26 protein-coding genes are annotated in these 26,446 nt (G+C 68.1%); 14 read left to right on the top strand and 12 right to left on the bottom strand.

Annotated elements, in window-relative coordinates:
- Positions 1-16 precede the first annotated feature (16 nt).
- Positions 17-1,456 (top strand): cytochrome P450, encoded by a 1,440-nt coding sequence (locus HW466_RS02910; protein WP_174905393.1) that lies wholly within the window; start codon positions 17-19, stop codon positions 1,454-1,456.
- Between the two features lie 16 nt (positions 1,457-1,472).
- Here HW466_RS02910 and HW466_RS02905 read toward each other — a convergent pair whose 3' ends face one another.
- Complete coding sequence (locus tag HW466_RS02905) at positions 1,473-2,273, bottom strand: helix-turn-helix transcriptional regulator (protein WP_059450239.1); 801 nt, start codon at positions 2,271-2,273, stop codon at positions 1,473-1,475.
- A gap of 132 nt (positions 2,274-2,405) precedes the next feature.
- On the opposite strand from HW466_RS02905, the gene HW466_RS02900 reads away from it, so the two are divergent.
- Together HW466_RS02900 and HW466_RS02895 are read left to right on the top strand one after the other, a co-directional pair.
- A complete protein-coding gene (locus HW466_RS02900; protein ID WP_151006523.1) occupies positions 2,406-3,812 on the top strand; it encodes an APC family permease in 1,407 nt (468 codons plus the stop codon).
- Positions 3,813-3,856: 44 nt separating this feature from the next.
- Entirely contained in the window at positions 3,857-4,966 is a 1,110-nt protein-coding gene (locus HW466_RS02895) for a DmpA family aminopeptidase (RefSeq protein WP_174905392.1), read from the top strand.
- 138 nt (positions 4,967-5,104) lie between these two features.
- Here HW466_RS02895 and HW466_RS02890 read toward each other — a convergent pair whose 3' ends face one another.
- Together HW466_RS02890 and HW466_RS02885 are read right to left on the bottom strand one after the other, a co-directional pair.
- On the bottom strand, positions 5,105-5,317 hold the full coding sequence (locus HW466_RS02890; protein ID WP_059467910.1) for a hypothetical protein: 213 nt from the start codon (positions 5,315-5,317) through the stop codon (positions 5,105-5,107).
- Between the two features lie 157 nt (positions 5,318-5,474).
- Complete coding sequence (locus tag HW466_RS02885) at positions 5,475-7,658, bottom strand: FUSC family protein (RefSeq protein WP_059450243.1); 2,184 nt, start codon at positions 7,656-7,658, stop codon at positions 5,475-5,477.
- A gap of 179 nt (positions 7,659-7,837) precedes the next feature.
- On the opposite strand from HW466_RS02885, the gene HW466_RS02880 reads away from it, so the two are divergent.
- Positions 7,838-8,785, top strand: coding sequence for a LysR family transcriptional regulator (locus HW466_RS02880; protein ID WP_060346508.1), 948 nt, complete (start codon positions 7,838-7,840; stop codon positions 8,783-8,785).
- Positions 8,786-8,948: 163 nt separating this feature from the next.
- Here the strand turns inward: HW466_RS02880 and HW466_RS02875 are convergent, their stop codons facing one another.
- From HW466_RS02875 to HW466_RS02865, 3 genes are all read right to left on the bottom strand, one after another.
- Complete coding sequence (locus tag HW466_RS02875) at positions 8,949-9,251, bottom strand: DUF4148 domain-containing protein (protein WP_151005318.1); 303 nt, start codon at positions 9,249-9,251, stop codon at positions 8,949-8,951.
- A 223-nt stretch (positions 9,252-9,474) separates the two neighbouring features.
- Positions 9,475-10,617 carry a porin gene (locus HW466_RS02870; RefSeq protein ID WP_151005320.1) on the bottom strand — a complete coding sequence of 381 codons (1,143 nt, stop codon included), beginning with the start codon at positions 10,615-10,617 and terminating at the stop codon, positions 9,475-9,477.
- A gap of 117 nt (positions 10,618-10,734) precedes the next feature.
- The gene (locus HW466_RS02865; RefSeq protein ID WP_155628189.1) at positions 10,735-10,905 is read right to left on the bottom strand and encodes a hypothetical protein; all 171 of its coding nucleotides are present in this window, start codon (positions 10,903-10,905) and stop codon (positions 10,735-10,737) included.
- A 21-nt stretch (positions 10,906-10,926) separates the two neighbouring features.
- Here HW466_RS02865 and HW466_RS02860 point away from each other — a divergent pair, with 21 nt between their 5' ends.
- The 3 genes from HW466_RS02860 (at position 10,927) to HW466_RS02850 (ending at position 14,220) form a co-directional block, all read left to right on the top strand.
- Positions 10,927-11,391 carry a VOC family protein gene (locus HW466_RS02860; protein WP_059773672.1) on the top strand — a complete coding sequence of 155 codons (465 nt, stop codon included), beginning with the start codon at positions 10,927-10,929 and terminating at the stop codon, positions 11,389-11,391.
- A gap of 73 nt (positions 11,392-11,464) precedes the next feature.
- Positions 11,465-12,706 carry a cytosine deaminase gene (codA, locus tag HW466_RS02855; RefSeq protein WP_060117531.1) on the top strand — a complete coding sequence of 414 codons (1,242 nt, stop codon included), beginning with the start codon at positions 11,465-11,467 and terminating at the stop codon, positions 12,704-12,706.
- A 179-nt stretch (positions 12,707-12,885) separates the two neighbouring features.
- A complete protein-coding gene (locus HW466_RS02850) occupies positions 12,886-14,220 on the top strand; it encodes a chloride channel protein (protein WP_174905391.1) in 1,335 nt (444 codons plus the stop codon).
- A 67-nt stretch (positions 14,221-14,287) separates the two neighbouring features.
- Here the strand turns inward: HW466_RS02850 and HW466_RS02845 are convergent, their stop codons facing one another.
- Positions 14,288-15,706, bottom strand: a complete 1,419-nt coding sequence (locus tag HW466_RS02845) for a cytochrome-c peroxidase (protein WP_174905390.1) — start codon at positions 15,704-15,706, stop codon at positions 14,288-14,290.
- Between the two features lie 100 nt (positions 15,707-15,806).
- Positions 15,807-17,480, bottom strand: coding sequence for a phospholipase C (locus HW466_RS02840; protein WP_151006575.1), 1,674 nt, complete (start codon positions 17,478-17,480; stop codon positions 15,807-15,809).
- 346 nt (positions 17,481-17,826) lie between these two features.
- Here HW466_RS02840 and HW466_RS02835 point away from each other — a divergent pair, with 346 nt between their 5' ends.
- Positions 17,827-18,738: an EamA family transporter gene (locus HW466_RS02835; protein WP_151006576.1), complete on the top strand. Its 912-nt coding sequence runs from the start codon at positions 17,827-17,829 to the stop codon at positions 18,736-18,738.
- 51 nt (positions 18,739-18,789) lie between these two features.
- On the opposite strand, the gene HW466_RS02830 is transcribed toward HW466_RS02835, so the two are convergent.
- Positions 18,790-19,263, bottom strand: coding sequence for an Lrp/AsnC family transcriptional regulator (locus HW466_RS02830; protein ID WP_006479071.1), 474 nt, complete (start codon positions 19,261-19,263; stop codon positions 18,790-18,792).
- 319 nt (positions 19,264-19,582) lie between these two features.
- Between HW466_RS02830 and HW466_RS02825 the strand changes: the two genes are divergently transcribed.
- From HW466_RS02825 to HW466_RS02800, 6 genes are all read left to right on the top strand, one after another.
- On the top strand, positions 19,583-20,968 hold the full coding sequence (locus tag HW466_RS02825) for an amino acid permease (protein ID WP_151005906.1): 1,386 nt from the start codon (positions 19,583-19,585) through the stop codon (positions 20,966-20,968).
- A 43-nt stretch (positions 20,969-21,011) separates the two neighbouring features.
- Positions 21,012-22,214, top strand: a complete 1,203-nt coding sequence (locus HW466_RS02820) for an amino acid aminotransferase (protein WP_151005908.1) — start codon at positions 21,012-21,014, stop codon at positions 22,212-22,214.
- Between the two features lie 130 nt (positions 22,215-22,344).
- Positions 22,345-22,743: a DUF488 domain-containing protein gene (locus HW466_RS02815; RefSeq protein WP_059541144.1), complete on the top strand. Its 399-nt coding sequence runs from the start codon at positions 22,345-22,347 to the stop codon at positions 22,741-22,743.
- Between the two features lie 130 nt (positions 22,744-22,873).
- Positions 22,874-23,149: a DUF1488 family protein gene (locus tag HW466_RS02810; protein ID WP_059450256.1), complete on the top strand. Its 276-nt coding sequence runs from the start codon at positions 22,874-22,876 to the stop codon at positions 23,147-23,149.
- Between the two features lie 16 nt (positions 23,150-23,165).
- The gene (locus HW466_RS02805) at positions 23,166-23,405 is read left to right on the top strand and encodes a hypothetical protein (RefSeq protein ID WP_059450257.1); all 240 of its coding nucleotides are present in this window, start codon (positions 23,166-23,168) and stop codon (positions 23,403-23,405) included.
- Between the two features lie 170 nt (positions 23,406-23,575).
- A complete protein-coding gene (locus tag HW466_RS02800) occupies positions 23,576-23,929 on the top strand; it encodes a metal ABC transporter ATPase (RefSeq protein WP_151005910.1) in 354 nt (117 codons plus the stop codon).
- 18 nt (positions 23,930-23,947) lie between these two features.
- Here HW466_RS02800 and HW466_RS02795 read toward each other — a convergent pair whose 3' ends face one another.
- The 3 genes from HW466_RS02795 to lhpI form a co-directional block, all read right to left on the bottom strand.
- Positions 23,948-24,727, bottom strand: a complete 780-nt coding sequence (locus HW466_RS02795; protein ID WP_059869653.1) for a helix-turn-helix domain-containing protein — start codon at positions 24,725-24,727, stop codon at positions 23,948-23,950.
- Positions 24,728-24,744: 17 nt separating this feature from the next.
- The gene (locus HW466_RS02790; RefSeq protein WP_059450260.1) at positions 24,745-25,152 is read right to left on the bottom strand and encodes a response regulator transcription factor; all 408 of its coding nucleotides are present in this window, start codon (positions 25,150-25,152) and stop codon (positions 24,745-24,747) included.
- 179 nt (positions 25,153-25,331) lie between these two features.
- Positions 25,332-26,267 (bottom strand): bifunctional Delta(1)-pyrroline-2-carboxylate/Delta(1)-piperideine-2-carboxylate reductase, encoded by a 936-nt coding sequence (gene lhpI, locus HW466_RS02785; RefSeq protein WP_059541149.1) that lies wholly within the window; start codon positions 26,265-26,267, stop codon positions 25,332-25,334.
- Positions 26,268-26,446: the final 179 nt, after the last annotated feature.

Raw genomic sequence — 26,446 nt, 5'->3', positions numbered from 1 at the left:
CCGGACAATCCGGCGCATGAACACACGATCCTCTTCCCGATGCCCGTTCCATGCGGACGCCGCCGGTGCGGCGCCCGCGCTTCACCCGCCCGGCGCATGGCCGCCGGGGCCGCGCGCCGGCCTGACGGGGTGGCCGCTGCTGCGCGCGATGTCGCGCGACCTGCTCGGCACGCTCGCGGGCTGGCAGCGCGCGCATGGCGACGTCGTGCACCTGCGCATGTGGCCCGAACACGCGGTGGTCGTGACCGACCCGGCGCTCGTGCGCGAGCTGCTGGTCGCGCAGCACGATGCGCTGGTGCGCTGGGAGCGCGGCATCCGCGTGTTTTCGCAGGTTCACGGGCATAGCGTGCTGATTGCCGAAGGTCACGCATGGCGCGACAAGCGCCATGCGATGCAGCCGAATTTCATGCCGAAACCGGTGCAGGCATTCGTGCCGTCGATCGCCGCGACGGCCGGCCACGCGCTCGCGCAGTGGCCCGCGCACGACGCGCACTGGCCGATCGAAAGCGCGCTGACGTCGCTCGCGATGGACGTGATCATGCGAACGATGTTCTCGGACGCGATCGGCGCGAATGCGCGCGTGGCCGAGGCGGCCGTGCGCACGATCAGCGCGGCGGCGAACGCCGAGTTCTACCAGCCCGCGAACGCGCCGGACTGGATGCCGTGGAAGCGCGGCAAGGCGAGGGCACTGGCGGTGCTGAACGGATTGATCGACCGGCAACTGCATGCGCGTCTGGATGTGCCGGAGCACGGCTGGCCGGACGACCTGCTGTCGCGCCTGTTGCGGCTGCACCGCGCCGACCCGCGCACATGGCCGCTGCAGGCCGTGCACGACGAGTGCATGACGGCATTCCTGGCCGGTCACGAGACGGTCGCGGCCACGCTGACCTGGTGGGCGTGGAACATGGCCGCGCACCCGGCCGCGCAGGCCGCCGCGCGCGACGAAGTCGTGCGCGTGCTGGGCGGCCGTGCGCCGACTGCCGACACGCGCGCCGCTTTGCGCTATCTGACGCAGACGCTCGAGGAAACGATGCGCATGTATCCGGCCGCGCCGATCCTGATCAGCCGTCGCGCATCGCGGCCGGTCGCGCTGGGCGCATGGCAATTTCCGGCGCGAACGTTGTTCATGCTGCCGATTCAGCTGATGCATCACGACGCGCGCTGGTTTCCGGAGCCGGCGACCTTCCGGCCCGAGCGCTTCGGCGACGATGCGCCGGCGATTCCGCGCGGCGCTTACCTGCCGTTCGGCACGGGGCCGCGCGTGTGCCTCGGCCAGCATCTGGCGATGACGGAGATGACGGTGGCGGCGGCAATGATCCTGCAGCGCCATGCATTGTCGGTGCCGCCCGGCATGGCGCCGCCGCGCGCGTCGCTGAACGTGACGCTGCGGCCCGAGCGTGCGCTGCACCTGGCGATCGCGCCGACGTCGCCGGCGGCGAACGCCGCAGCGTCATGACGCGGCGAAGCCGCGCTCAGCCTGCCGCATCCTCCCCCAACGCCTGAATGAACCGCGAGAACAGCTCCGGCTGCGACGAGATCCCGAGCTTCGCGTAAAGATGCCGCCGATGCACCTTCACCGTCTCCGGTGAAATCGCCAGCCGTTCCGCGATCGCCTTCGACGAATTGCCGCGCAGCACCATTCTTGCGATCGACATCTCGCGATCGGTCAGCACGCCCGCGCCGAAGCGCGCGAGCGCCTGCTCGACGCGCGCGCCGAGATCGTCGTCCGGCGTTGCGCGCGCGGCATCGCCCACCAGCCGCCAGTGCTGCCGGATCGTCGCGAGCACCCACGGCATCGCGGCCGTCAGCTTGCCGAGCGGTTCGACCTCGAAGCGCGCGGACGCGCCGAGCGACAACGACAGCAGCAGGTCGGGGTTCGGGCGCAGCAGGATCTGGATTTCATCGTCGCCGACCGCGTCCCGGAAGTAGCTCAGAAAATACTCGCTCTGCCGGAACAGGTCGGGCGCGACTTCCTCGAGCCGATAGCAGCCGTCGGCGAGCCCGTCGTGCGCGGCCTGCAGGAACGGGTCGAGCAGATATAACCCATTGAGGTAAAGCGGCACCGGCGACGCGCTGTCGGAGCCGCCCGTGTCGTATTCGTCGAGCACGAGCGGCACGCCGTCGGAGCCGATCGCGGTCGCGAGCGCGTTGTCGAACGGCACCATTTCGTTGAGCAGCAGCACCAGGAAGCGCCAGAAGCGCGGCTGGCCCAGATGATCGATCGCGCGGCCGAGCGCCTGGTGCATCGCGATTTCGGAGAAGAGTCGATCCATACCACCACCGAAGGGTGTAACACGAAGGGGGAATAGCGGTCCTGAATTTGGCTTCCTAGACTGCCACGCAATCAATCGGGCCCGAGTATGGGTGTTCAAAAAAGAGCAGGGTAGGAGCAACAGGAGAACGAAATGGCGATGATGTCGGAATCGACGGGCACGCTGCAAGCGACGCCCGCCACGGAAGACGCGCCGCGCGCGCTGTCGCAGACGCTCAGCGTGCGCGACGCGGTGATGATCACCGTGTCGGGCGTGACGCCCGCAAGCTCGATCTTCGTGATCGCGCCCTTCGCGATCCAGCAGGCAGGCAGCGGCGCGGTGCTGTCGTTCGTGCTCGGCGGCGTGCTCGCACTCGCGTTCGCGCTTTGCTACGCGGAGCTCAGTGCCGCGCATCGCAGCGCGGGCGGCGAATACGTGATGGCCAAGCGCGTGTTCGGCACGCTGCCCGGCTACCTGACGTTCATCACGGTGCTGTCCGTCAGCGTATTCATCCCGGCCGTGCTCGCGAGCGGCGCCGCGCCGTATCTGAACAACGCGCTCGGCACGCACTTCGGCAACCAGTCGGTCGCGCTCACGATCGTGCTGCTCAGCTATCTGCTCGGGATGCTGAACATCAAGACCAACGCGTGGATCACGGGCGCGTTTCTCGTCGTCGAGATCGGCGTGCTGATGCTGATCGCGGGGCTCGGCTTCGGCTCGCCGCATCGCGGCGCCGATGCGCTGATCGCACCGGTCGTCGCGAGCGGCAATGCGCTGGTGCCGGCCACGCTCGCGGCGATCGTGCCCGCGATCGGCACGGCGATCTTCTGCTACAACGGCTTCGGCTCCGCCGCCTATCTCGCGGAAGACCTGCGCGGCGGCAACCGCAACGTCGCGAAGGCGGTGATCTGTTCGCTGCTGGTGATTCTCGTCGTCGAACTGATTCCGCTCACCGCGATCGTGCTCGGTGCGCCGTCGCTGACGGAGCTGACGAAGAGCGCGGACCCGATCGGCTATGTCGTGCGTTCGCTGAGCAGCCCGACGGTGTCGCGCGTGGTCAGCGGCGGGATCTTCCTGTCGGTGTTCAACGCGATCATCGCGATCGTGATCACGATGGGACGCCTGCTGTACAGCAGCGGCCGGCATGCGCTGTGGTCGCGCGGCTGCAACCGCGCGTTCTCCACGATCCATCCGCGCTTCCAGTCGCCGTGGCTCGCGACGCTCGCGCTCGCGGTGCCGTCGTCGGGGCTCGTGTTCGTGTCGAGCCTCGACGAGCTGACCGCGTTCACGGTCGACCTGCTGCTGCTGATCTACCTCGTCGTCGGGCTGGCCGCGCTGGCGAGCCGCCTCGTGCGTCGCGACGTCGAGCATCATTACCGGATGCCCCTGTGGCCCGTGACGCCGCTCGTCGCGGTCGCGGGCGCCACTTACACGCTTTACACGACACTGGCGACCGCGACCAAGCCGACCGACCTGATCATCATCGGCGGGCTGCTGGTGGCCGCGCTCGCGATGTATGCGGTCTGGGCGCGCCACAGCGAGGCGTTCCGCTCGCTTTGATCCATCGACACACCGAACCACTGAAAGACGGGAGGAATTGCATCATGCGCACGAGGGATCTCGGCATCCGCATCGGACTCGGCACGCCGGGCCGCTTCAACGCGATCACGGACGTGCCGGGCGTGCGGGTCGGACATTGCACGCTGAACGTGGAGAACGGCGACGCGTCGATCCGCACCGGCGTCACCGTCATCGAGCCGCGCGCGGGCGCCGCGCACGATTCGCCGTGCTTCGCGGGCGTTCACGTGCTGAACGGCAACGGCGACGCGACCGGGCTCGAATGGATCCGCGAAGCCGGCCTGTTGACGACGCCCGTCGCCTACACGAACACGCACAGTGTCGGCGCGGTGCGCGACGCGCTGGTCGCGAACGAACGCGAAGCGGCGGCCGGCCGCGTGTACTGGTGCATGCCGGTCGTGATGGAAACCTACGACGGCCTGCTAAACGACATCTGGGGGCAGCACGTGAGCGCCGCGCACGTGCTGCGCGCGCTGGCCGCCGCGCAGTCGGGGCCCGTCGCCGAGGGCGGCGTGGGCGGCGGCACCGGGATGATCTGCCACGAGTTCAAGGGCGGCATCGGCACCGCGTCGCGCGTGGTCGCGGCCGACGCGGGCGGCTGGACCGTCGGCGCGCTCGTGCAGGCGAACTACGGCGTGCGCGAGATGCTGCGCGTGGCCGGCTATCCGGTCGGCGAGGTGCTGCGGCACGTGCATTCGCCGTTTCGCGCACCCGACGCACAGGGCGAGGCCGGGATGGGTTCGATCGTCGTCACGATCGCGACCGACGCGCCGCTGCTGCCGCATCAGTGCACGCGCCTGGCGCAGCGGGCGAGCGTCGGGCTGGCTCGCGTCGGCGGCGGGACCGAGGATTCGAGCGGCGACATCTTCCTCGCGTTCGCGACGGGCAACGACGGGCTGCCGGCCGCGAACTACGGCAGCAAGGGCGCGCCGACGACGGCCGTGAAGATGGTGAACAACGACCACATCTCCGCGCTGTTCGTCGCGGCGGCGGAGGCGGTGGAGGAGGCGATCGTGAATGCGCTGGTCGCGGGGACCGACGTCGAATCGCGCGGCGCGCGGGTCGAAGGGCTGGGGCACGCGCGTTTGCTGGATGCGTTGCGCGAAGTGGGCTGGCGGCCGGGGCGCGGCGCCTGACACCGCATGCGCCGCTTCAATCGACGCGGCGTGGCGGACAGTGCCGGTGCGGCGATCGGCCGGCGCGTCGTGCGCGCACGCACGTGATGCGAGCGATGCGTGCGCGACGCGCGTGGCCGTTGCGACGCGGCGTCATGCTCAGCTGCCGAAGTAGACGTTGCAGAAGCTGACCGGGCCGACGCATGCGTTCGGGTCTTCCTGCTTCGATTGCGCACGATCGACGCGGCCGGCGGCCTGGACGGCTTCGGCGCGGTTCGCCGGTTGCTGCGCGACGTCGGCCGGCGCGGTCTGGGCATGCGCGACAGCGGCGGTGAACGACAGGGCAACGAGGGCGAGGTGCAGCGGCTTCATTTGAGTTTCTCCTGGGTCAGTGCCAGTCTCGCTGGCAGTGAGGAAACTATAGGCTCGCACTGCTTATAAATTAATCACCGCGGGTGCAGAGCTTATTTCCAAACGGAACAAGGATGACGTTGCGCGCGCATCGATCGCCGCCGACCGCCATCGACGGTCAATGACGATGGCGATTGAACGGTGCATCCTTGTCCAGCAGCGCGCTGCGGATGAAGTGCAGGCAGCCGACGATGCGCTGCATGCGGCGGCGTTCGTCCGGCACCGCGTACCACGCGTGCAGCGTGTGCTGGGCGGCGCGGATCGCCAGATTCACCGATTTCAGCGTGCGCGCATGGTGGGCCGGCGTCGGATCGTCGAAGAAGCGCGGCAGCGCGTGCAGCACCGCGTCGATCGATGCGGTCCAGCGCTGCGTCTGCGGCGGTTTCGATTCGCAGAACCCGTGCAGCTCGTCGCGCAGGTCGATCACCGCATGGCCGACTTCGAGCGTCGACAGCATCCAGCGCAGCGCGTCGCGATGCTGCCGCGTGCGCTTGACGAGCAGCGTGCGCAACTGCGCCATCAGGTCGTGCGTGCTCGACTGGAAGCGTGCGGCGAGCCCGTCGCGCGTGCCCTCGCACGCGAGCGTGACCTGGCGGCGCAGGTCGTGCGCGATGCGCGACGTGAGCCACGGCATGTGGGTCGGAAACACCACGGCGAACACGATCGAGCAGGCAAGCATCGCGACGACGATGGCGAAGCCGTTGTTGATCAGCACCTCGGGCGTATACGCGATCGCGTTGTCGGGGCCCGCGAGCAGGCAGAAGAACACCGCGAAGCCGATCCCGTAGCCCGACAGGCCCGGACGCATTGCGAGAAAGGCGCCGAGGCCGAGCACCGGCGCGAGTGCCGCGCACAGCAGCGGAAAACCGTCGATGTTCGGATAGACGTAGCACAGGAACACGTACCCGACGGCCGTTGCAAACGCCGCGCCGACGCCCATCTGCGCGACGAACTTCGGTGCGCGAGGCGACGTCGAGCTCAGCGCGCACGCGATCGCGGTCGCGATGACGGCGAGCGAGCCGCTCGGCCATTCGGATGCGATCCAGAACGCGCTCATCGCGCCGACGGCGACGAGCGTGCGCAGGAACGTGAATCCGACGAAGAATGCATTGGTCTTCACCGCATAGTGCGTGACCGAGCGTTCGAACGCGTGATCGTCGCGGTCGAGCGACGCGTTGGTGTCGGCATAGCCGAGATACTCGCCGATGAAGCGATACATCAGCTCGATCGCGGTATCGAAGTCGAGCAGGCCGCCGGCTGCGTGATCCTCGATCTCGCGACGCGATGCGCGCGCGGCCTTCGGCAGCGTGCCGTGAAAGCGGCGCAGTTCGAGCAGCGCGCCGGTGGTCGACGTGATCCCGCGCTGGCGCTCGTCGCGCAACGCGCTCACCCGCTGCGCGAGCGCGTCGATGTGCGGCGCGAGCGCGGCGAGCACCGCGTCGGACCGGTTCGCGCGCAGACGCTTGACGAGCTGGTGCAGCGCATGCAGGCGCGTGCATGCGTTCATGAATTCGCTGTTCAGGCGCGCGAGCCGGCGGCTGCGCGCGCGAATGTGCGGATCCTCGAACGACGCGAACGCACGGTTGGCCTCGAAGCCGACGATCTCGTCGACGAAATCGGCGAAGCGCCGCTCGAAATCGCCGCGTGCGAGCTCGCCCGACAGCGCGCCGGCCGCGAATGCCGCGAACTTCACGTGACGGGCGGCCAGCGAGCGCATCAGCGCCTTCGCGGAACTGAGCGGAAGAATCAGCGCGCTGACCGCGCCGGAGCATGCGATACCGAGCGCGACTTCCGCGGCGCGCGTGAGTGCGGACTGGAACAGCGTCTGCGGCGTCATCACCGCGGGCAGGCCGATCAGCGCGGCCGTGTAGCCGGCGAGCACGAACCCGTACCAGCGGAAATGGCGGTTGCGGACCGCAAGCGCGATGCAGCCGCCGACCCACAGCGTCATGCCGGCCATGTACAGCTCCGGCTGCTGCGCGAACAGCCCGCCGAGCGCGAGCGCGGCGACGAGGCCGGCCGCGGTGCCGAGCACCCGGTAGAAGCTCTTCGCGAACACCATCCCCGACAGCGGCTGCATCAGCACGAACACGGTCGTCATCGCCGTGCGCGGCTGCGACATCTCCAGCCGCATCGCGATGCCCATCGCGAGCAGCGCGGCGAGCACGGTCTTGGCGAGATGGAGCCAGATCAGCCCGTCGCTCGCGGCCCAGTCGCGCGCGGCGCCGCCGAGCGGATCGAGCCAGCTTCTCCACCGTGCCGGTTCGATGGACGGTTGCTCGATCGCGGGTTGTGGCTTCATGAAGAAAGAGGGGGCGCGCGGTGACGCGGCGCGTCCGTTCGACTGATGAGGCGCCGATTGTAGGAGCGCGGCGCGCCAGCATTAACGCAGCTGCGGGGAAACGATAGTTGCAGCGCGCGTAACAATTTGTCGCATGCGCTGGAGGAAAATAGCGGCTCCGCTACAGGTGGCTCACAGGAATGGATACCCTACAAAACATGCGGGTGTTTACGCGCGTCGTCGAGACGGGCAGTTTCACCGCCGCCGCGCAATCGCTGAACTCGACGACGGGCGCGATGTCGCGCGCGGTGTCGGAACTCGAGGCGCGCCTGCGCACCCGTCTGATGAATCGCTCGACGCGCCGCCTCGCGCTGACGTCGGCCGGTGAAAATTATCTGCGGCGCTGTCGCCAGATCCTCGCCGACGTCGATCGCGCCGAGGAAGAGGCGAGCTGCGCGCACGAGCGGCCTGCCGGCGTCCTGCGCATGCACAGCTTCGCGAGCGTCGGCCATCACTACGTGATGCCCGCGCTTACGCGCTACCACACGCAATATCCGGACGTATCGATCGAACTGTCGCTGTCGCAGCGCATGCCCGACCTGTTCGACGGCACGAGCGACATGGCGGTCGTGACCGCGTCGTCGCTGCCCGATTCGGAACTCGTGTCGCATCTGCTCGGCTCGACGTTCAGCATTCTTTGTGCGTCGCCCGGGTATGTGAAGCGTCACGGCGCGCCGGCGCGCCCGCAGGATCTCGGCGCGCATGCGTGCCTGACGCTTTGCACGCCGGCATTTCCCACGCACGAATGGGTGCTCGAAGGCGCCGACGGCGTCGAGCAGATCCATGTCGCGGGGCCCGTGCAGACCAACACGGCCGAGTCGCTCGCGCTCGCGATTCGCGACGGCATCGGGATCGGCATGCTGCCGCTGTACGCGGCGATCGATGCGCTTCAGGACGGCACGCTCGTGCGTGTGCTGCCCGATCACATCCTGCAGAAGATGAACGTGTATGCGCTGTATCCGTCGCGCCGCTACGTCGATGCGAAGGTGCGTACCTGGGTCGAGATGCTGCGTGCGCAGGTGCCGGGAATGATCGCGCACGACGTCGAGATGCTGAACGCGATCGAGCGGGAACCGCAGGCCGCCTGACGGCGAATACGTCGAATACCGCAAATACCGCAAACAGCGAAAAGGATGGCCGCGTGCCGGATGGCACGCGGCCCGGCCGCATCGATCGTCACGGACCGATGCGCGCGAGGTTCGCCGCGCCCGCACCGAACGTGCCGTGCGGGCGCGGCATGGCGCCCCGCATTCACAGCGCGGGCTTGACGGCCACGCCCGATTCGGTTGCGCCCGCACCGGTCGGGCCATAGGCGGCATGCGCGGCCTTGTGTTCGGCGAGCCGTTTTGCCGCGAGGCGCTCCTGCGCGGCCATGATGTCGTCCGGATAGTTGCCGGCATCGCCGAGCGACGGGTTGTAGCCGACCGATTCCAGATCGTAGAGCTCCTGCAGCACCTGCGCGCGCGTGACGGGCGACTTGGCGGACTGAGCGAACGACAGGGCCGGTGCGGCAAGCAGGACGGCAGCGGTGGCGGTAACGACGAGCGATTTCACGATGTTCTCCTGTAGGCGGGGTGTGAGGCCGGTTCGGCGATCGATATGCGATCCGAACCATCGATGCCAGTCTATGCAGTGCACGCGGGCACAAAAACCCCGATTCCAGGCAGGCAGCTTTCCAGATGGAACAACACTGACGCACGTCGCCCGCGTTGCGTGAACCCGTCCGTCGGGGCAGGTTCACGGTTCGCGGGCGACGTGCGGTCCTGCGACGCCGAACTCAGAAGCGCGTGCGCATGCCGATCGTGCCGACGATCTGGTTCGCGGTGCTCGATGCACCGCCCGACGTGTTGATGAACGCCTGGTAGCCGCGGCCCGACGCGTGCTGATACATCGCTTCCGCGTACAGGTCGGTGCGGCGCGACAGCTTGTACACCGCCTGCAGGTCGACCTGGTGCCACTTCGGATCGGTGCCGTGCTTGCTGTCCGGGTTCGACACGCTGGCGTCGGTGTAGACATAAGCCGCGCCGAGGCTGACGGCCGGCGTCACCGCATAGCGCACGTTCACGTCGTAGTTGTTGAACGCGACCTGGCCGGTCGAGCCGAACGAGCCCGTGTTGTCGTATTGCGAACGCGTGTACACGAAGCCGACGGTCGCCGGGCCGAACACGTAGCTGACGCCGCCGCCGTAGCTGCGCATGCGGTCCGCGCCCACCGACCAGCCGCCCTGGCTCACGCTCTTCGCTTCGGCCACGTCGGTCGCACCGGGACTCGCGCTCGTCGAGCCCTTCGTGCCGTTCATCTGCAGGTAAGCACCGGCCAGCTTCAGCGGGCCGTTCGAGTAGCTCGCCGCGACGCTGTACGCGCGGTTGCCGGCGAAGTTCGTCGAGTTCGAGAAGCCGTACAACGCACCGACCTTGAAACCGGCGATCGTGTCGCTCGTGTACTTCACCGCGTTGTTGATGCGCACCGAGTGGTTCAGGTTGTCGTTGTCGAACGGGTGAGCGAAGCCCGCATCGCCGAAATCGCCGGCGGTCGCGGACAGCGGCGCGACGAAGTCGACCATCGTGTCGTACTGGCGGCCGAGCGTCAGCGTGCCGTAGCCGCTGCTGGTCAGGCCGACGTATGCGTGGCGGCCGAACAGCTTGCCGTCCTGGCCGAGCGCGCCGTTGTTCACGTTGAAGCCGTTCTCGAGGACGAACAGCGCCTTCACGCCGCCGCCGAGATCTTCCGTGCCGCGCAGGCCGAAGCGGCTGCCGTTGACGGTGCCGCTCGTCATGCGCCACAGCGATGCGCCGCCCGCGTTGTTGGTGTACGCGATGCCGGCGTCGATCAGGCCATACAGCGTCACCGAGCTCTGCGCTTGCGCGAGCGGGGCGAACAGTGCGGTGGCGGTGGCGGCGGCAATCAGGGTTTTGTTCATGTAACTGCTCCTGCGTGTGGGACGAATGACTGAAGTTCGGCGCAAGTGTAGGGGCAGGGTCGCGCGATCCCGGCTGCGGGCGAGCGAGCGCACCGTTGCAAGTTGCGCAAGAGTGCGTCACATCGTTTTCACAAAGCGATGCGCAGCCCGGATGGCGTGCGTTTTCGCGGACGGCGCGACGCGAGATGCCGGCTGGCCGCGCACATCGTGTCGCGTATTGACAACACGCGTGCCGACGGCGCGGGAGTTGATTGCCGCGCCGCGCGCGTGGAGAATGAGCAGACCCATGCCGAGATCGGGAGACCTCCGATGACCACGCGTCGCCGTCCGTCGTTCAGTGCCGCGCTGTGCTACCGCAACCCGAAAGCCGCGCTGGAATGGCTCGAGCGCGCATTCGGCTTCAAGCGCGCGATCGTCGTCACCACGCCGGAAGGCGACATCGCGCATGCCGAAATGAAATTCGGCGACGGCCTCGTGATGATCGGCAGCGGGTGGGCCGAGTTCATCGCGTCGCCGGAAGACACCGGCGATCGCAACACGCAGCACGTCCACGTGCACCTTCCCGACGATGCGGACATCGACGCGCACTGCGAGCGCGCGCGTGCGGCCGGCGCGGAGATCCTGCAGGCGCCGGCCGACCAGTTCTACGGCGATCGCGTGTATCGCGCGCGCGATCCCGGCCGGCACGTGTGGACCTTCAGCAAGCACGTGCGCGACGTGACGAACGACGAGATGAGCGCGGCCACCGGCCTGACGATCGAGGATTTCAACTAAGCGTGGCACGCATCGCCGGAGCCGGTTTTCCCCACCACGCGGCGCGCTGGCGCCGCATGACGCCCGAATCCACATGAACCTTTTCAATGCACGCCTGCGCGGTCGCGACGGGCTGTTTACGATCGGCATCGACGGCGGCACGATCGCGCGGATCGACGCGCAAGCCGCGCCCGTCGCCTCGGTCGGCGGCAGCGATATCGATGCCGGCGGGCGTCTCGCGATTGCGCCGCTGGTGGAACCGCACATCCATCTCGATGCGGTGCTCACGGCCGGCGAGCCGTCCTGGAACATGAGCGGCACGCTGTTCGAGGGAATCGAACGCTGGTCCGAGCGCAAGGCGACGATCACGCATGCCGATACCAAGACGCGCGCGCATGCGGCAATCGGCATGCTGCGCGATCACGGCATCCAGCACGTGCGCACCCATGTCGACGTCACCGATCCGACGCTGGCCGCGCTGAAGGCGATGCTCGAAGTCAAGGACGAAGCACGCGGGCTGATCGACCTGCAGATCGTCGCGTTTCCGCAGGAAGGCATCGAGTCGTTCGACGGCGGCCGCGCGCTGATGGAGCAGGCGATCGAACTCGGCGCGGACGTCGTCGGCGGAATTCCGCACTTCGAGAACACGCGCGAGCAGGGCGTCAGCTCGATCCGCTTCCTGATGGAGCTGGCCGAGCGCACCGGCTGTCTCGTCGATGTGCACTGCGACGAGACCGACGATCCGCATTCGCGTTTCCTGGAAGTGCTCGCGGAAGAAGCGCGCGTGCGCGGCATGGGCGCGCGCGTGACGGCGAGCCATACGACCGCGATGGGTTCGTACGACAACGCGTACTGCTCGAAGCTGTTTCGGCTGCTCAAGCGCGCGGGCCTGAACTTCGTCTCGTGCCCGACCGAGAGCATCCATTTGCAGGGGCGCTTCGATACGTTTCCGAAGCGGCGCGGCGTCACGCGCGTCGCGGAACTCGATCGCGCGGGGCTGAACGTGTGTTTCGGCCAGGATTCGATCAAGGATCCGTGGTATCCGCTCGGCAACGGCAACATCCTGCGCGTGCTCGATGCCGGCCTGCACATCTGCCACATGATGGGCTACCAGGACCTGCAGCGCTGCCTCGACTTCGTGACCGACCACGCGGCGACGACGATGCACCTCGGCGACCGCTACGGGATCGTGGTCGGACGGCCGGCGAACCTGGTCGTGCTCGACGCGGACAGCGACTACGAAGCCGTGCGCCGGCAGGCGAAAGCCACGCTGTCGGTGCGGCACGGGAAGGTCATCATGCGGCGGGAGCCGGAGCGCGTCACGTATCCGGCGTAGTGCGATCGTGCGGGGCGGCGGCGCACATCGCCATGGGCTGCCGCGACGCATGTAGTCACAAAATGCATGAGTTGATCAGAAAAATACGTTTGTCTCATGGAAGGCTGAAGCCTACGATGCGGTCCTGACGGCGGCGTGCATGGTGCGCGCCGTCGTATCGATCCACGTTCGCCGACCTCATGCGCCCCGATCTCCCGTCCGCTCCCGCTTCTTCTTCGCCATTGGCCAGCCCGTTCGCGCGGATGGCGGCCGTCACGGTCCTGACTGGCGTCGGCGCGGGCGTCGGCGGGATGTTGCTCGCGCTGCTGCTTCACGCGGTTCAGCATGTGGCCTACGGTTACAGCCTCGCGCACGTGGTCGGGAGCGAGAGCTTTCTCGCGGGCGTGACCGGCGCCGAGCCGCTGCGCCGGGTCGTCGTGCTGGTCGTCTGCGGGCTGGTCGCGGGCGGCGGCTGGTGGGCGCTTTACCGGTTCGGCCGACCGCTCGTCAGCATCCGCCGGGCCGTTCGCGCAGCCGATCCGCGAATGCCGGTCGTCAGCACGACGGTGCACGCGTTGCTCCAGATCGTCACCGTCGCGCTCGGTTCGCCGCTCGGCCGCGAAGTCGCGCCGCGCGAGATCGGCGCGCTGCTGGCCGGCCGGCTCGCGCATCGCGCGGGGCTCACGCCCGCCGATTGCAGGTTGATGGTCGCGTGCGGCGCGGGCGCCGGCCTCGCGGCGGTCTACAACGTGCCGCTCGGCGGCGCCGTGTTCGTGCTCGAAGTGCTGCTCGGCACGTTCGAACTGCGCGCGCTGGTGGTGGCCGTCGTCACGTCGGCGATCGCGGCGGCCGTCGCGTGGACCGGGCTCGGCAACGAACATCAGTACGCGGTGCCTTCGTTCGCGCTGAGTGCGCCGTTGGTGGCGTGGTCGACCGTCTGCGGGCCGCTGTTCGGTTTTGCCGCCTACGCGTTCGTGCGGCTCACGACGCGCGCGCGGGAGCAGGCGCCGAAGGGCCGCCTGCTCCCGGTGCTCGCGCTGGTCAACTTCGCGGTGATCGGCGTGCTCGCGATGTGGTTTCCGCAACTGCTCGGCAACGGCAAGGGGCCGGCTGCATTGGGTTTCGACGGCACGCTGACGATCGGTCTCGCGGCGACGCTGCTCGTGCTGAAGGTGCTGATCGAGGCGGGAAGCCTGCGCGCGGGCGCGGAGGGCGGGCTCCTGACGCCGGGTCTCGCGAACGGCGCGTTGCTGGGCGTCGTGCTCGGCGGGCTGTGGCACCTCGTGTGGCCGGGCACGTCGATCGGCGGATGCGCGCTGATCGGCGCGACCGCGTTCCTTGCCGCGTCGATGCAGATGCCGATCACGGCCGTCGTGCTGCTGCTCGAGTTCACGCGTGTGGATCACGACAGCCTGGTGCCGATGCTGCTGGCCGTGGCCGGCTCGCTGGTGGCGTACCGGTTCGCGCAGCAACTGGCGGCGCGGCGGATCGATGCAGCCGCAACCGTCGACACGCCGGCAACGGCGGCGCGGTAGCGAGCCTGTCACCGCGAGCCGCCGCGTCCGCGCGCGACACTGACGAAGCGCGTCGGATCGCCGATGCTCAGCGTGCCGGCTCGTCGGTCAGCGTGCCGAGAAACGCTTCAATATCCTTGATGTCCTGCGCGGTCATCGCGGGCTTGTCGCCCGGTTTGCGATCGAACGGCGCATCGGTCACGTCGACGTTTGCACGGTACTTCGGCGGAATGTCGTCATATTCGTCGACCCTGCCGTCCGCGCCGCGCGGATAGAACTTCCCGGGCGAGATGCTGCGCTCGTTGTAGAACGCCATCACCTGGTCGAGCGTGTGGAACACGCCGTTGTGAAAGAACACGTGGCGCGTGGCCGCGTTGCGCAGCGTCGGCGTGAGGAACATCGCGCAGTACTGCGTCTGGTCCTTCAGATCCTCGCGGAACGGCCCGCACACGCCGAGATCGTGAAACGCCGGGTTGCGGTTCTGCGCGAGCGCCATGTTGCGCGGTGCGCCGAGCGCCTCGTACTGGTAGTCGGTAAACATCGGCGGCAAGCCGTCCTTGCCGGGCTTCGACAAGTGGCAGCCCGCGCAATTGGCCCTGGCCGGATCGTTGAAGAGCCGCAGCCCGCGCAATTCGGCCTGCGTGAGGCGCGCACGGCCTTCGAGCCAGCGGTCGTACTTGCTGTTGTACGGATGGAACGACGGATCCTCGACCTGATAGCGCGCGATCGCGAACATCGCCTCCGACACGAGCAACTGCGGGCTGGAAAACACACGCGCGCCGAACAGCTGCTCGAACTGCGCGCGATGCGGCGAGCCTGCGAGCTTGCGCGCGACGTCGTCGATGCTCGCATTCGCCATCTCGACCGGATTCAGCAGCGGCCCGAACGCCTGCTGCTGCAGCGTATCGGCGCGGCCGTCCCAGAACATCCCGCCCTGCGGCACGAGCTGCGGCGCGGCCGACGTGCCGGCCACCTTCTGCGCCTTGACGACGCCGGCCGCCGAAGCAGCCTGCTGCGCGACGCTCGGCGCGGCGTCGTTCTCGCCGGCATCGGGGCCGATGCTGAAGGCGGGCTGACGATACAGGTACATCAGCGACGGCGGCGGGCGGTAGCCCTGCTGCGTCATCGCCAGGCCGCCCGGCTGCACGTCGAGCCCGTTCGGCGGCCCGTACGCATGATCGGGGCTGTGGCACGACGCGCACGACTGCTTGCCGGATGCCGACAGCGACGGATCGGCGAACAGTGCGCGCCCGAGCTGCGCGACCGCCGACAGCGGCTGCACGGCCGGGCGCTGCAGCACGACCGGATGCGGATTCGCGCCCGTCCAGTCGGAGACGACGTCGGCGATCGCCGCCGGCGTGCGGGCCGGAAACGCGATGGCGAACGCGCCATAGCCGAGCACGGCCGCGCCGAGCACGAACGCCGCGCGGCGCACCACGCGGGCAGGAGAACGCGGCGCGGCGGCGCCGGATGCGTCGGGAGACGGGAATGCGGGACGAGCGGTCATGCTGTCGGTGAAAAGTCGGTCGCCGTGTGAAGGCGGCGCATCGAATGGAAACGGCCGGCGCACGATGCGCCGGCCTGCTGCTGCCGGTGACGCGCTGCCGTCAGATCGACGGCGCCGCGCTCAGCACGGTGCCCTGCGTCGGATCGAGATACAGCGGCGCCGTATTCGGCTTCGACGCGAAATCGAACAGCCCGCGCAGGTCGCCTGCCGTCGCATCGAACGAACCGCCGCCGATACGCTGGCCGCCGAGCCAGTTGTCCTCGATGAAGCGCACGACGGACGCCTGGTCGATCAGCGTGTGGTCGACGTAGTTCTGCTTCGCATACGGCGAGATCACGACCAGCGGAATGCGCACACCGGGGCCGCAGCGGCCGTTCACGGTGCCGCCGTTCACGCCGGTGGTGCCGCCCGAGCCGCACTGGCCGTTGCCGTTCACCTGGTCGACCGCGTCGGACGATGCACGGGTCGGCGCCGTGTACGCGTGGTCGTACCAGCCGTCCGAGTCGTCATAGGTGACGATCACGGCTGTGTTCTGCCAGTCGGGCTGCTGTTGCAGGAAGTTGACCACCTTCGTGACGAACGCCTGCTCGTCGAGCGGATCCGAATAGCCAGCGTGCGCGTCCTGCGCGGCCGGTGCCTTCAGGAAGCTGACCGACGGGAAGTTGCCGGCCTTCACGGCCGCGAAGAAGTCGTCGGTGTCGTACTGATGGTTCGCCGGCTCAGCCGTCTTGCCGTCGGCTTCGAAGCTCGAGCCGATCGCCGCGACCGAGCTCGGGCGCGTGTGCTGCGGGTTCGCGGTCGACGCGTAGTACTGGAACCAGTTGTGGTGCGGGATGTAGTCGGCCGTCGCGGCGTTCACGGCGGTGGCGACCGTGCTGCGCGCACAACCCGTCGTGCCGTTGCTGTTGGTCGTCGACAGGTTGAAGCCGCCCATGAAGCCGCCCCACGTGATCTTCGCGGCGTTCAGCAGGTCGCCGATGTTCTTGCCGGCCATCATCGCCTGGTCGGTCGTGCTCGAGCACACGTCGTAGCCCGGGTCGACGTCGTTGATCATCGTGAAGCCGCCCTGGCCGTCGTTGATGTAGTACGACGTGGCGGCGAGCGTCGACGGCTGTTTCGACGTCTTGACGATCTGCATGCCGTTGGTCTGGCCCGACACGACGTTCAGCGCGCCCGGCGTCGACGGGCCATAGACCGTCGTGTACGCGTTGTCGCTCATCGCGAAGCGCTGTGCGTAGTTCCACAGCGCGGTCACGGTATTGCCGTCGAAGTAGCCCATCACCTGGCCCTTGGTGCCGAACGCGCCGGCGCCGCCGGACGAGCCCTTGCCCGTGTACTTCGGGAACAGGTCGGCGAGGCCGTTGTCCTCGGCCTGCTGCTCGGCCGTGTACGCGTGGTTCTGGTCGGCGGTCGCGGCTTGCGTGCGGTCGAGGCGGAACGGGTTCGCGGCATCGGTGCCGTTGGCCGTGTTCGTGAAGTTCGGGTTCGCGGTGAGCAGCGTGCCCGTCAGCCCGTTGACCGTCGGCGTGCCGGGCTTCGCGGTGAACGCCGGTTCGCCGGCCGGGTTCGACGCGTTCGGGTAGGTGCCGAAGTAGTGGTCGAACGACACGTTCTCGCCGTAGATCACGACGACGTGCTTGATCGGCGTGGCGGTCTGCAGCGCATCCTGCGACGACACGGCGGGCGTCGACGTGGGGTCGTCGCTGCCGCCGCAGGCGAACAGCGCAAGCGCCGCGCCGGCGCACGCGGTGACGAGCAAGGCTTGACGGAACATCGGGAAGCTCCAGGTAGGTTTTCGATGGTGGACGGCGGCTCCGCTGCCGTGTCGGTTCGGCGCGGCGCTCACGATAGGCACCGGCATTGAAACAGTTCGGTATGAAGATATGGGGGCGGAGCGGTTTCGCGGCGGTTGCGCGTCGGTATCGATTTCATTACGGCGCGAAGCCGCACGAAAGAAGGCGGAAAGGGACGGAGCGGATGCCATGCACGCGACACATCCGGCGATCGGCGCGGTCGCGGCCGCGAATGCCACGCCGGACGGGCGATCGCGCGCGTCGGGCCCGTTCGTCCGGGACGCCGGGCCGCACGCTTTTTTGACAACCGGATGACGCATTCATACGATGGTTGGCTTGCGGCGACGATTTCGCGTTGCCGGCCGTCAGCGAGTGTTCAACGTGCCGATTCCCGTTCTGTTCGCCGTGCTGTGCGCAGCCTTCCTGCATGCGTCGTGGAATGCGCTCGTGCGCAGCAGCGGCGACCGCCTGCGCTCGGCCACGGTGCTGCAGATCGCGATCGGGCTGTTCGCGCTGCTGTTCCTGCCGGCTGCCGCGCCGATCACGCCCGCGAGCTGGGCCTGCGTCGTCGCGTCGGCGGTGCTCCACGTCGTCTATACGCTGCTGCTGGTGCGCGCTTACGAGCACGGCGACCTGAGCGTCGCATATCCGGTCGCGCGCGGTACCGCGCCGCTGCTCGTCACGCTGGGCGCGGCGGCGTTCGCGGGCGAGCGCCTGAACGCGGGCGCCCAATGCGGGCTCGTGCTGATCTGCGCGGGGATCATGGCGATCGGCCTGGAGCGTGGCGGTGGCGCACGGCACCGGATGACGCAGGTGTTGCCCACCGCGTTCGCCACCGGCGTATCGATCGCCGCGTACAGCGTGGTCGACGGAATCGGCGTGCGGGAGAGCGGCAGCACGGTCGGTTATACGGCGTGGATGTTCGTGCTGACAGGCTTGCTGATGGCCGCGTACTACCGGCTGCGCGCGGGGCGGTTGCGGCTTGCGCAGGATGTCGGCGAAACGGCGAAGGCCGCATGCGGCGGCGTGTTCGCGGCGCTTGCGTATGCGATCGTGATCTGGGCGATGGATCGCGCGCCGATGGGCCCGGTGTCGGCGCTGCGCGAAACGAGCGTGGTATTCGCGGCGTTGATCGCCCGCGTGTATCTCGGCGAGCGGCTGACGCCGCGCCGCGCGGCGGGATGCGCGGTGATCGCCGGGGGCGCGCTGCTCATCAGCGCATTCGAGGCGGTGCGCTGAGCGCGGCGGCACGCACGTAGCGCGCCGCGCGGGCGCGCGCACGGCGCGGCGTCAGCTTTCCACCGGCATCGCGCTTGTGCACTTGATTTCGTCGAGGCACACGCTGGAATGCACGCCGCTCACGCCCGGAATCCGCATCAGCGTTTCGAGCAGGAACGTGGACAGCCCCTTCAGGTCGTGCGCGACCACCTTCAGCACATAGTCGATATCGCCCGTCACCGAGAAACATTCCTGGATCTGCGCGAGATCCGACACGAGTTTCTGGAACTTCGACAGGTCTCGGATGTGCCCGCGCTCCATCGTCACGTGCACGAACGCGGTGACGCCGAACCCGAGCGTGTCGGGACACAGACGGGTTTCGTAACGGCGGATCGCGCCGATTTCCTCCAGGCGCCGATGGCGCCGCAGCGTCTGCGCGGGCGACAGGCCGACGGCCTTCGCCAAGTCGAGGTTCGACGCGCGGCCGTTCTCCTGCAGCACCGACAACAAGTGGCGATCGATGCGATCGAGAACCGGTTCAGGCATTTTTGTTTCCTCATCTGTCTCCCGGATGCAATCTTATCTCATAATGTAGGGTTTGCATGAGCGGGTTACGCAACCCGATTTCGCTGTCGCGACGCTAAACTGACGCCGGATTTTCGTGTGCGTCCGCAGCAATGCGGGCGAGGGCGACGGTCGGCGGCCGGTCTGGCGGGCCTGCCGACAGGAATCGGGTGTTGCCGCACGAAGATTGCAGTCCCCAACCCGGCGGCTCCACGAACGGCCGCCGGCACAGCAAAACAGCGCCCGGCACACCGAGGCGCGCCGCACCGCTTCCGGCGGAGGCGGGCAGAATGGAGAAGACATGGTTTCTGGAAACGAGAAGGACGGCCTCAAGCGGGGGCTGAAGAACCGGCACATCCAGCTGATCGCGCTCGGCGGCGCGCTCGGCACGGGGCTGTTCCTCGGCATCGCGCAGACGATCAAGATGGCCGGCCCGTCCGTGCTGCTCGGCTACGCGGTGGCCGGCATCGTCGCGTTCTTCATCATGCGCCAGCTCGGCGAGATGGTCGTCGACGAGCCCGTCGCCGGCTCGTTCAGCTACTTCGCCGACAAGTACGTCGGCCACTTCACCGGTTTCCTGTCCGGCTGGAACTACTGGGTGCTGTACATCCTCGTCAGCATGGCCGAGCTGTCGGCCGTCGGGATCTACGTGCAGTACTGGTGGCCCGGCGTGCCGACCTGGGTGTCGGCGCTCGTGTTCTTCGTCGCGATCAACCTGCTGAACCTGGCGAGCGTGAAATCGTACGGCGAAACGGAATTCTGGTTCTCGATCATCAAGGTCGCCGCGATCATCGGGATGATCGGCTTCGGCGGCTGGCTGCTCGCGAGCGGTCATGCAGGGCCGGAAGCGAGCATCGCGAACCTGTGGCAGCACGGCGGTTTCTTCCCGAACGGCGTGTCGGGCCTCGTGATGTCGATGGCGGCGATCATGTTCTCGTTCGGCGGGCTGGAGCTGATCGGCATCACCGCGGCCGAGGCCGACGATCCGAAGCACAGCATTCCGCGCGCGACCAACCAGGTCATTTACCGGATCCTGATTTTCTACATCGGCGCGCTCGCCGTGCTGCTGTCGCTGTATCCGTGGGAGAAGGTCGTCACCGGCGGCAGCCCGTTCGTGCTGATCTTTCACGCGCTGAGCAGCAACGTGGTCGCCAACGTGCTGAACGTCGTCGTGCTGACGGCCGCGCTGTCGGTCTACAACAGCGGCGTGTACAGCAACAGCCGGATGCTGTTCGGCCTCGCGAAGCAGGGCAATGCGCCGAGGGTGCTGTGCTCGGTGAACAAGCGCGGCATTCCGCTTGCCGCGCTCGGCGCGTCGGCGCTCGCGACCGGCGTGTGCGTGCTGGTCAACTACTTCATGCCGGGCAAGGCGTTCGAGGTGCTGATGGGCCTCGTCGTGTCGGCGCTGATCATCAACTGGGCGATGATCACGCTGATCCACCTGAAGTTCCGCCAGGCCAAGCGCATCGCCGGAGAGCAGACTTTCTTCCGCAGTCTGGGCTATCCTTTCACGAATTACCTGTGCCTGGCGTTCATGGCCGGCATTCTCGTCGTGATGTACCTGACGCCGGATCTCCGCCTGTCGGTGTACCTGATTCCCGTATGGCTCGCGGTGCTCGCGGTCGGGTATCGCTTCCGTCAGAAGAATGCGGGCTACGCGATCCGCGACGGCGCGTCCGCCGGCTGACACGGACAACACGACCCTTCTTCCAAACGAGACCGACATAGCCATGTTCGAACACATCGACGCGTACCCGGGCGATCCGATCCTGACGCTCAACGAGAACTTCCAGAAAGATCCGCGCGAGCAGAAGGTCAACCTGAGCATCGGCATCTATTTCGATGCCGAAGGCCGGATTCCCGTGATGGGTGCCGTGCGCGAAGCCGAAACCGCGCTGCAGCGCGACCACGGGCCGAAACCCTACCTGCCGATGGTCGGCCTCGCCGCGTATCGCGATGCCGTGCAGGCGCTCGTGTTCGGCGCCGATCATCCGGCGCGCGCGGCCGGCCGCATCGCGACCGTGCAGACGCTCGGCGGCTCGGGCGCGCTGAAGGTGGGCGCCGATTTCCTGAAGCGCTACTTCCCCGATGCGCAGGTGTGGCTGAGCGACCCGAGCTGGGAAAACCACCGCTTCATCTTCGAGCGCGCGGGCTTCACGGTGAACACGTACCCGTACTACGACGAAGCGACCGGCGGCTTGAAGTTCGACGCGATGCTCGCGGCGATCGACGCGCTGCCGGCGCGCAGCGTCGTGCTGCTGCACGCGTGCTGCCATAACCCGACCGGTGTCGATCTCGACGAAGGCCAGTGGGAGAAGCTGATCGACGTGATCGAGGCGCGCGGGCTGCTGCCGTTCGTCGACATGGCGTACCAGGGCTTCGGCGCGGGCCTCGACGCGGACGCGTTCGCGGTGCGCGAACTGGCCCGCCGCGGCGTGCCGGCGCTCGTCGCGAACTCGTTCTCGAAGAATTTCTCGCTGTACGGCGAGCGTGTCGGCGGCCTGAGCGTCGTCTGCGAGGATGCGGCCGCGGCCGAGCGCGTGCTGGGCCAGTTGGCCGGCGCGGTGCGCTCGAACTACAGCAACCCGCAGACCTACGGCGCGAAGGTCGTGGCGACCGTGCTGAACACGCCCGCGCTGCGCAAGCAGTGGGAGGAAGAGCTGGCCGCGATGTGCCGCCGCATCGCGCGGATGCGCCAGTCGATCCACGACGGCCTGCGCGACCACGTCAGCGGTGAAGCGCTGACGCGCTACGTGAAGCAGCGCGGGATGTTCACGTACACGGGCCTGACCGAATCGCAGGTCGAGGCGCTGCGCGAAGTGCACGGCGTGTACATCCTGCGTTCGGGGCGCATGTGCGTCGCGGGGCTGAACGATTCGAACGTCGGCATCGTCGCGGATGCGATCGGCAAGGTGCTGAAGAGCGGCGTCTGACGGCGCGCCCTCGGGCGCACGAGCGCATCGCCGAAACCGGCTGTCTCCTTCGCGGAGGCAGCCGGTTTTTTGTTGCGCGGCGGCGGCGCGGCGGTACGATGTCGGATCGAACGCATGATGAAGGAGCGGCATGGCTATTCGGATCGTACGGCTCGGCTCGCCGCGCGCGGCCGGCGAGGGCGTGAGGATCGGCACGGTGCGGCGGCCGCCGCGCGGCGTACCCAAGGCGGAATTCGCATCGCGCGACTACTATGATGTATGGCTGCCGACGCTGTCGCCGAGCCCCGAACTGGTCGCGCAGGCGCAGGCCGCCGAAACCGACGCCGAATGGCGCGCGTTCACGCGCCACTTCCGTGCCGAGATGGCGCATGGCGACGCACCGAAGGTGCTGGACCTGCTCGCCGCGCTGTCGGCCACGAGCGCGTTTTCGATCGGCTGCTATTGCGAGGACGAACGCCGCTGCCATCGCAGCGTGCTGCGCGAACTGCTCGCCGAGCGCGGTGCGGCGCTCGACGCCGACGCGCGCTGAACGCCTGCCGGGCGGCACGACGGTGCACGCGTCGCGCGGTGCAGCGAACCGGTTGACGTGGGTCAAGCGTGCGGCGGCACGGCCCGTTATGCTCACGTCATGAATCGTCCCGACGATGACAGGCGGATAGATGCAGATAGCCTTTCCACCGGAACCGCCCGAATATTGCGCACGCGATCTGGTCGTCGCGTTTTCGGCGCTGGTCGACGGACGCTGCGTGCAGTGCGCGATTACGGCCGAAGCGCTGGAAGACCATTTCGGCGCGCCGTCGTTGCTCGAACGGGATTTGCTGGATGCGTTCGACGCACACCGGCCGGCGATCGAGGCGATGGCGCGACGGATGCTCGACGAAATCGGCGGCCGGCCGGTGTTGCTGCACAGCGGTCACTTCAGGATGGATGACTGATACCGCAGGAGGACGCATGACACTGCAAGGCACGATTCATGAGCGCGACTGGTCGGTCGAGATCGAGACGCGGCCGTGCGAATCCGGCGAGTTTCGCTGCCGCGTGACCGTCGAGCACGGCACGGGCGCAGCGCGCTTTCACCACACGTTCGAGCACAGCCATGCATACCCGACCGAGCACGAGGCTGCGATCGAAGGGTTGCGGGCCGGCATGACGTGGATCGAAATGAAGGCGTCGCAGACATTCAGCGTATGAACCGCATCGTGCCGATCGAAGCGTGGATGCAAGGCTGCCAGGGCAGTAATCGCCGCGGCCGTCATCGCGCTGCATGACGCGGGATCGTGCCGCGCGCGGGACACCGTGGCACGACGACACAGGAACAGGCAACGCCGTCGGCGAACGGCGACGCCGACGGGAGGAGCGCCATGGGCGTGGGCATGCAGATCGTCTGCGTCGGATTCGCGGGTTCCGCCGCGCTGGAAGCGGAAGCGGCGGTGCAGCTGGTGCGGCTGGAACGGTTCCGCGCACGGCTGGAAGATTGCCGCCTGGTGATCGAATCGCGCCCGCGCGCGGATGGCCGCCCGATCTACGACGTGCGGCTCGAGCTGGCCGTGCGCGGCCGCTCGCCGATAGCGCCGCCGCGCGGCACCGGCGACGACGTGATCGAGGTGCTCGGCCGCGTGTTCGCGCAGGCCGAGCAGGCATTGTCCGCCGGGCAGGCCGGCGAATCCGAAGCGATCGCGCTGCATGCGGTCCCGCCGGGCGCCACCTTGCAATGACGCGCGACGCGCCGTGCGTCACACCTGCGCGAGCGCCTCGGCATCGATGATCCGCACGCGCTTGCCGCGCGTTTCGACGAGCGCATCCCGATGGAACCGCGAGAACATCCGGCTGACGGTCTCGAGCTTCATGCCGAGATAGCAGCCGATTTCCTCACGCGTCATCCGCAGGTTGAATTCCGACGGCGAATAGCCGCGCGCCTCGAAGCGCGACGACAGGTTCAGCAGGAAATGCGCGACGCGCTGCTCGGCCGACATCGTGCCGAGCAGCAGCATCTGGCTCGACTCGCGGACGATCTCGCTGCTCAGCATCTGGTAGATGAAATGCTGCATCGGCTTCATTTCGCGGCACGCGGCCTCCAGTGCGCCGAACGGGATCACGCATACGACGCTGTCCTCGAGCGCGATCGCGTCGCAGCAGTGCTGGCCGCCGCCGATGCCGTCCATGCCGAGCGTTTCGCCGGCGATCTGGAAGCCGGTCACGTGCTCGCGGCCGTCGCGATGCATCATGACCGTCTTGAACGAGCCGGCGCGCACGGCGTAGATGCTGTGAAACGGATCGTCGTTGCGGAACAGCGCATCGCCCTGGCGAACCTGGCGCGTCGAACAGATGATCGCGTCGAGTCGGCCGTATTCGGCGGCGGTCAGGTCCGGCGGCAGGCACAGCGAGCGCATCAGGCAAGCCGAGCAGCGCGCGGCGGGATGCTTCGCGCCGTCGTTACGCGCGATCGAATGAAGCGGAATCGATGGCCGAGGCGCGACGGATGGGGCGGCGGCGCAGGCGGTGGCTGTGGACATGAGTCACTCCGTCTCGGTCAGGGGTGATGCGCATGAGCGCGCACCAGGGATTCGATGACGTGGCATGCGGCGTCGAATTCGGCGGTCTTGTCGAAGAAGTAGTCCGCTCCTGCCGTCGCGCATGCCTCCCTGAATGCCGGCGCCGAATGGTTGGTCAGCACGATCGTGACGATCCGCGGCACGGCCTTCGACAGCATCCCGATCAGGTCGAGGCCGCTGCCGTCGGCGAGCCGCAGGTCGACGATCACGACGTCCGCGTGGCTGCCGCGGATATGCGTCAATGCGTCCTCGCCGTCTTCCGCTTCGCCGACGACCACGACGCCGCGAATCGCGCCGACGAGCAGCGCGATCCGTTGCCGGACGGCAATGGCGTGATCGACGAGAAAAACCCGAAGTGCGACGGCGGGCGACAGGCTGGCATTCATGCCGGCAGTATCGTGTTGCGCCGCCGAAAATGAAATCGGCCGAACTGGAAGTTTGTGTAGGCCGTGGCGACGCGTTGTAGGGCGTTTCCTACAACGCGTACGGGAAAGAGGCGAGGTGGCGCGCCCGACGATACCGGGCAGCCCCGCTCAGATGGCGGCGGACCGTTGCCGCCGCGCAATCAGCCGGCCGCGCGCGCGTCCAGCGCGTCGCGGGCCGTGCGGCATGCGGCCAGATCCCAGGCCGCGCAACCGACCGTCTTGAACAGCAGCGGCCCGCTGCGCTCGAACGTGCCGCGCAGCACGTCGGCGAGCGACGCGACCCGCTGCCAGTCGACCTGCGCGACGATCAGGTCGCCGGCCTCATGGCGCGCACCGGCCGGATCGTCGACGACGAGCCGGCTGTGCCGCACGGTGTCGGCGTCGATTTCGGCGGCATCCGCGGTGAACGCGCCGACGCCGACCACGAGGCGGCCTTCGCGCGCGGCTTCGCGATAGACGGGCGTGCGGCTCGTCGTCAGCGTGACGACGACGTCGATCGCATCGGGAATCGCGTCGCCGTCGAGCGGCACGAGCCGCGGCGCCTGTGCGCGGTGCGCGGCACAGAACGCGGCCGCGCTGTCTGCGCGCGAGCCGCGCACGTGCAGCCGTGCATCCGGAAAGATCGCCGCGAGCGCCTCCGCGTGATTGGCCGCCTGCTTGCCGGTGCCGATCAGCAGGATGTCGCGCGGCGCGGCGCCGTGCAGCGCCTGGATGCCGAGCGCGGTAACGGCCGCCGTGCGGCGCCCGGTGACCGTCGGGCCGTCGAGCACGAAGCGCAGCGCGCCCGTCGTCGCGTCGTACGCGCTCACCTGGCCGAGGATCGTCGGCAGTCCGCGCGCGCCGTTGCCGGGGCACACGTTCACGAGCTTGTGGCTCGCGAGGTCGCGTGCGCTCGACGGCATCGACAGCATCACGCCGCCCGCCTGCAGCGGCACGACCAGCCGTTCGGGGCTGACGATCTCGCCTGCCGCGTATTCGGCGACGGTGCGGGCGAGCGTGGCGAGCAGTGCGGGATAGTCGAGCAGCGCTGCCGTTTCGGCGGCATCGAAAGCGGGGATCCGGGAGAGAGCGGTCATCGTATCGGTCGGTTTTGCATCGGTGGGCGTGGACGACCGCGCAGCACGCGCTCGCCATGGCGGCTGTCGATGATCGACACGGCAGCCGTTCTGGATCAAATCTATACCAGTCACTTGGCGGCAGGCAAGCCGGAAAAGCCAGCAGGCTGCCGATTTTGGTTCTAATATCCGTCCAGATG

The sequence above is a fragment of the Burkholderia territorii genome, from assembly GCF_902833055.1.
GTDB lineage: Bacteria > Pseudomonadota > Gammaproteobacteria > Burkholderiales > Burkholderiaceae > Burkholderia > Burkholderia territorii.
The sequence above is the reverse complement of the archived record's forward strand: the minus strand, read 5'-3'. Positions and strand labels throughout refer to the sequence as shown.

Coding starts and splice junctions, on each gene's coding strand:
- HW466_RS02850 (WP_174905391.1), top strand. CDS start 12,886: ATGCGCCCCGATCTCCCGTCCGCTCCCGCTTCTTCTTCGCCATTGGCC.
- HW466_RS02830 (WP_006479071.1), bottom strand. CDS start 19,263: ATGCCTGAACCGGTTCTCGATCGCATCGATCGCCACTTGTTGTCGGTG.
- HW466_RS02840 (WP_151006575.1), bottom strand. CDS start 17,480: ATGTTCCGTCAAGCCTTGCTCGTCACCGCGTGCGCCGGCGCGGCGCTT.
- HW466_RS02820 (WP_151005908.1), top strand. CDS start 21,012: ATGTTCGAACACATCGACGCGTACCCGGGCGATCCGATCCTGACGCTC.
- HW466_RS02825 (WP_151005906.1), top strand. CDS start 19,583: ATGGTTTCTGGAAACGAGAAGGACGGCCTCAAGCGGGGGCTGAAGAAC.
- HW466_RS02810 (WP_059450256.1), top strand. CDS start 22,874: ATGCAGATAGCCTTTCCACCGGAACCGCCCGAATATTGCGCACGCGAT.
- HW466_RS02800 (WP_151005910.1), top strand. CDS start 23,576: ATGGGCGTGGGCATGCAGATCGTCTGCGTCGGATTCGCGGGTTCCGCC.
- HW466_RS02885 (WP_059450243.1), bottom strand. CDS start 7,658: ATGAAGCCACAACCCGCGATCGAGCAACCGTCCATCGAACCGGCACGG.
- HW466_RS02795 (WP_059869653.1), bottom strand. CDS start 24,727: ATGTCCACAGCCACCGCCTGCGCCGCCGCCCCATCCGTCGCGCCTCGG.
- HW466_RS02865 (WP_155628189.1), bottom strand. CDS start 10,905: ATGGGTCTGCTCATTCTCCACGCGCGCGGCGCGGCAATCAACTCCCGC.
- HW466_RS02910 (WP_174905393.1), top strand. CDS start 17: ATGAACACACGATCCTCTTCCCGATGCCCGTTCCATGCGGACGCCGCC.
- HW466_RS02835 (WP_151006576.1), top strand. CDS start 17,827: ATGGTTGGCTTGCGGCGACGATTTCGCGTTGCCGGCCGTCAGCGAGTG.
- HW466_RS02880 (WP_060346508.1), top strand. CDS start 7,838: ATGGATACCCTACAAAACATGCGGGTGTTTACGCGCGTCGTCGAGACG.
- HW466_RS02815 (WP_059541144.1), top strand. CDS start 22,345: ATGGCTATTCGGATCGTACGGCTCGGCTCGCCGCGCGCGGCCGGCGAG.
- HW466_RS02905 (WP_059450239.1), bottom strand. CDS start 2,273: ATGGATCGACTCTTCTCCGAAATCGCGATGCACCAGGCGCTCGGCCGC.
- lhpI (WP_059541149.1), bottom strand. CDS start 26,267: ATGACCGCTCTCTCCCGGATCCCCGCTTTCGATGCCGCCGAAACGGCA.
- HW466_RS02860 (WP_059773672.1), top strand. CDS start 10,927: ATGACCACGCGTCGCCGTCCGTCGTTCAGTGCCGCGCTGTGCTACCGC.
- HW466_RS02890 (WP_059467910.1), bottom strand. CDS start 5,317: ATGAAGCCGCTGCACCTCGCCCTCGTTGCCCTGTCGTTCACCGCCGCT.
- HW466_RS02870 (WP_151005320.1), bottom strand. CDS start 10,617: ATGAACAAAACCCTGATTGCCGCCGCCACCGCCACCGCACTGTTCGCC.
- HW466_RS02900 (WP_151006523.1), top strand. CDS start 2,406: ATGGCGATGATGTCGGAATCGACGGGCACGCTGCAAGCGACGCCCGCC.
- HW466_RS02790 (WP_059450260.1), bottom strand. CDS start 25,152: ATGAATGCCAGCCTGTCGCCCGCCGTCGCACTTCGGGTTTTTCTCGTC.
- HW466_RS02805 (WP_059450257.1), top strand. CDS start 23,166: ATGACACTGCAAGGCACGATTCATGAGCGCGACTGGTCGGTCGAGATC.
- HW466_RS02895 (WP_174905392.1), top strand. CDS start 3,857: ATGCGCACGAGGGATCTCGGCATCCGCATCGGACTCGGCACGCCGGGC.
- HW466_RS02845 (WP_174905390.1), bottom strand. CDS start 15,706: ATGACCGCTCGTCCCGCATTCCCGTCTCCCGACGCATCCGGCGCCGCC.
- codA (WP_060117531.1), top strand. CDS start 11,465: ATGAACCTTTTCAATGCACGCCTGCGCGGTCGCGACGGGCTGTTTACG.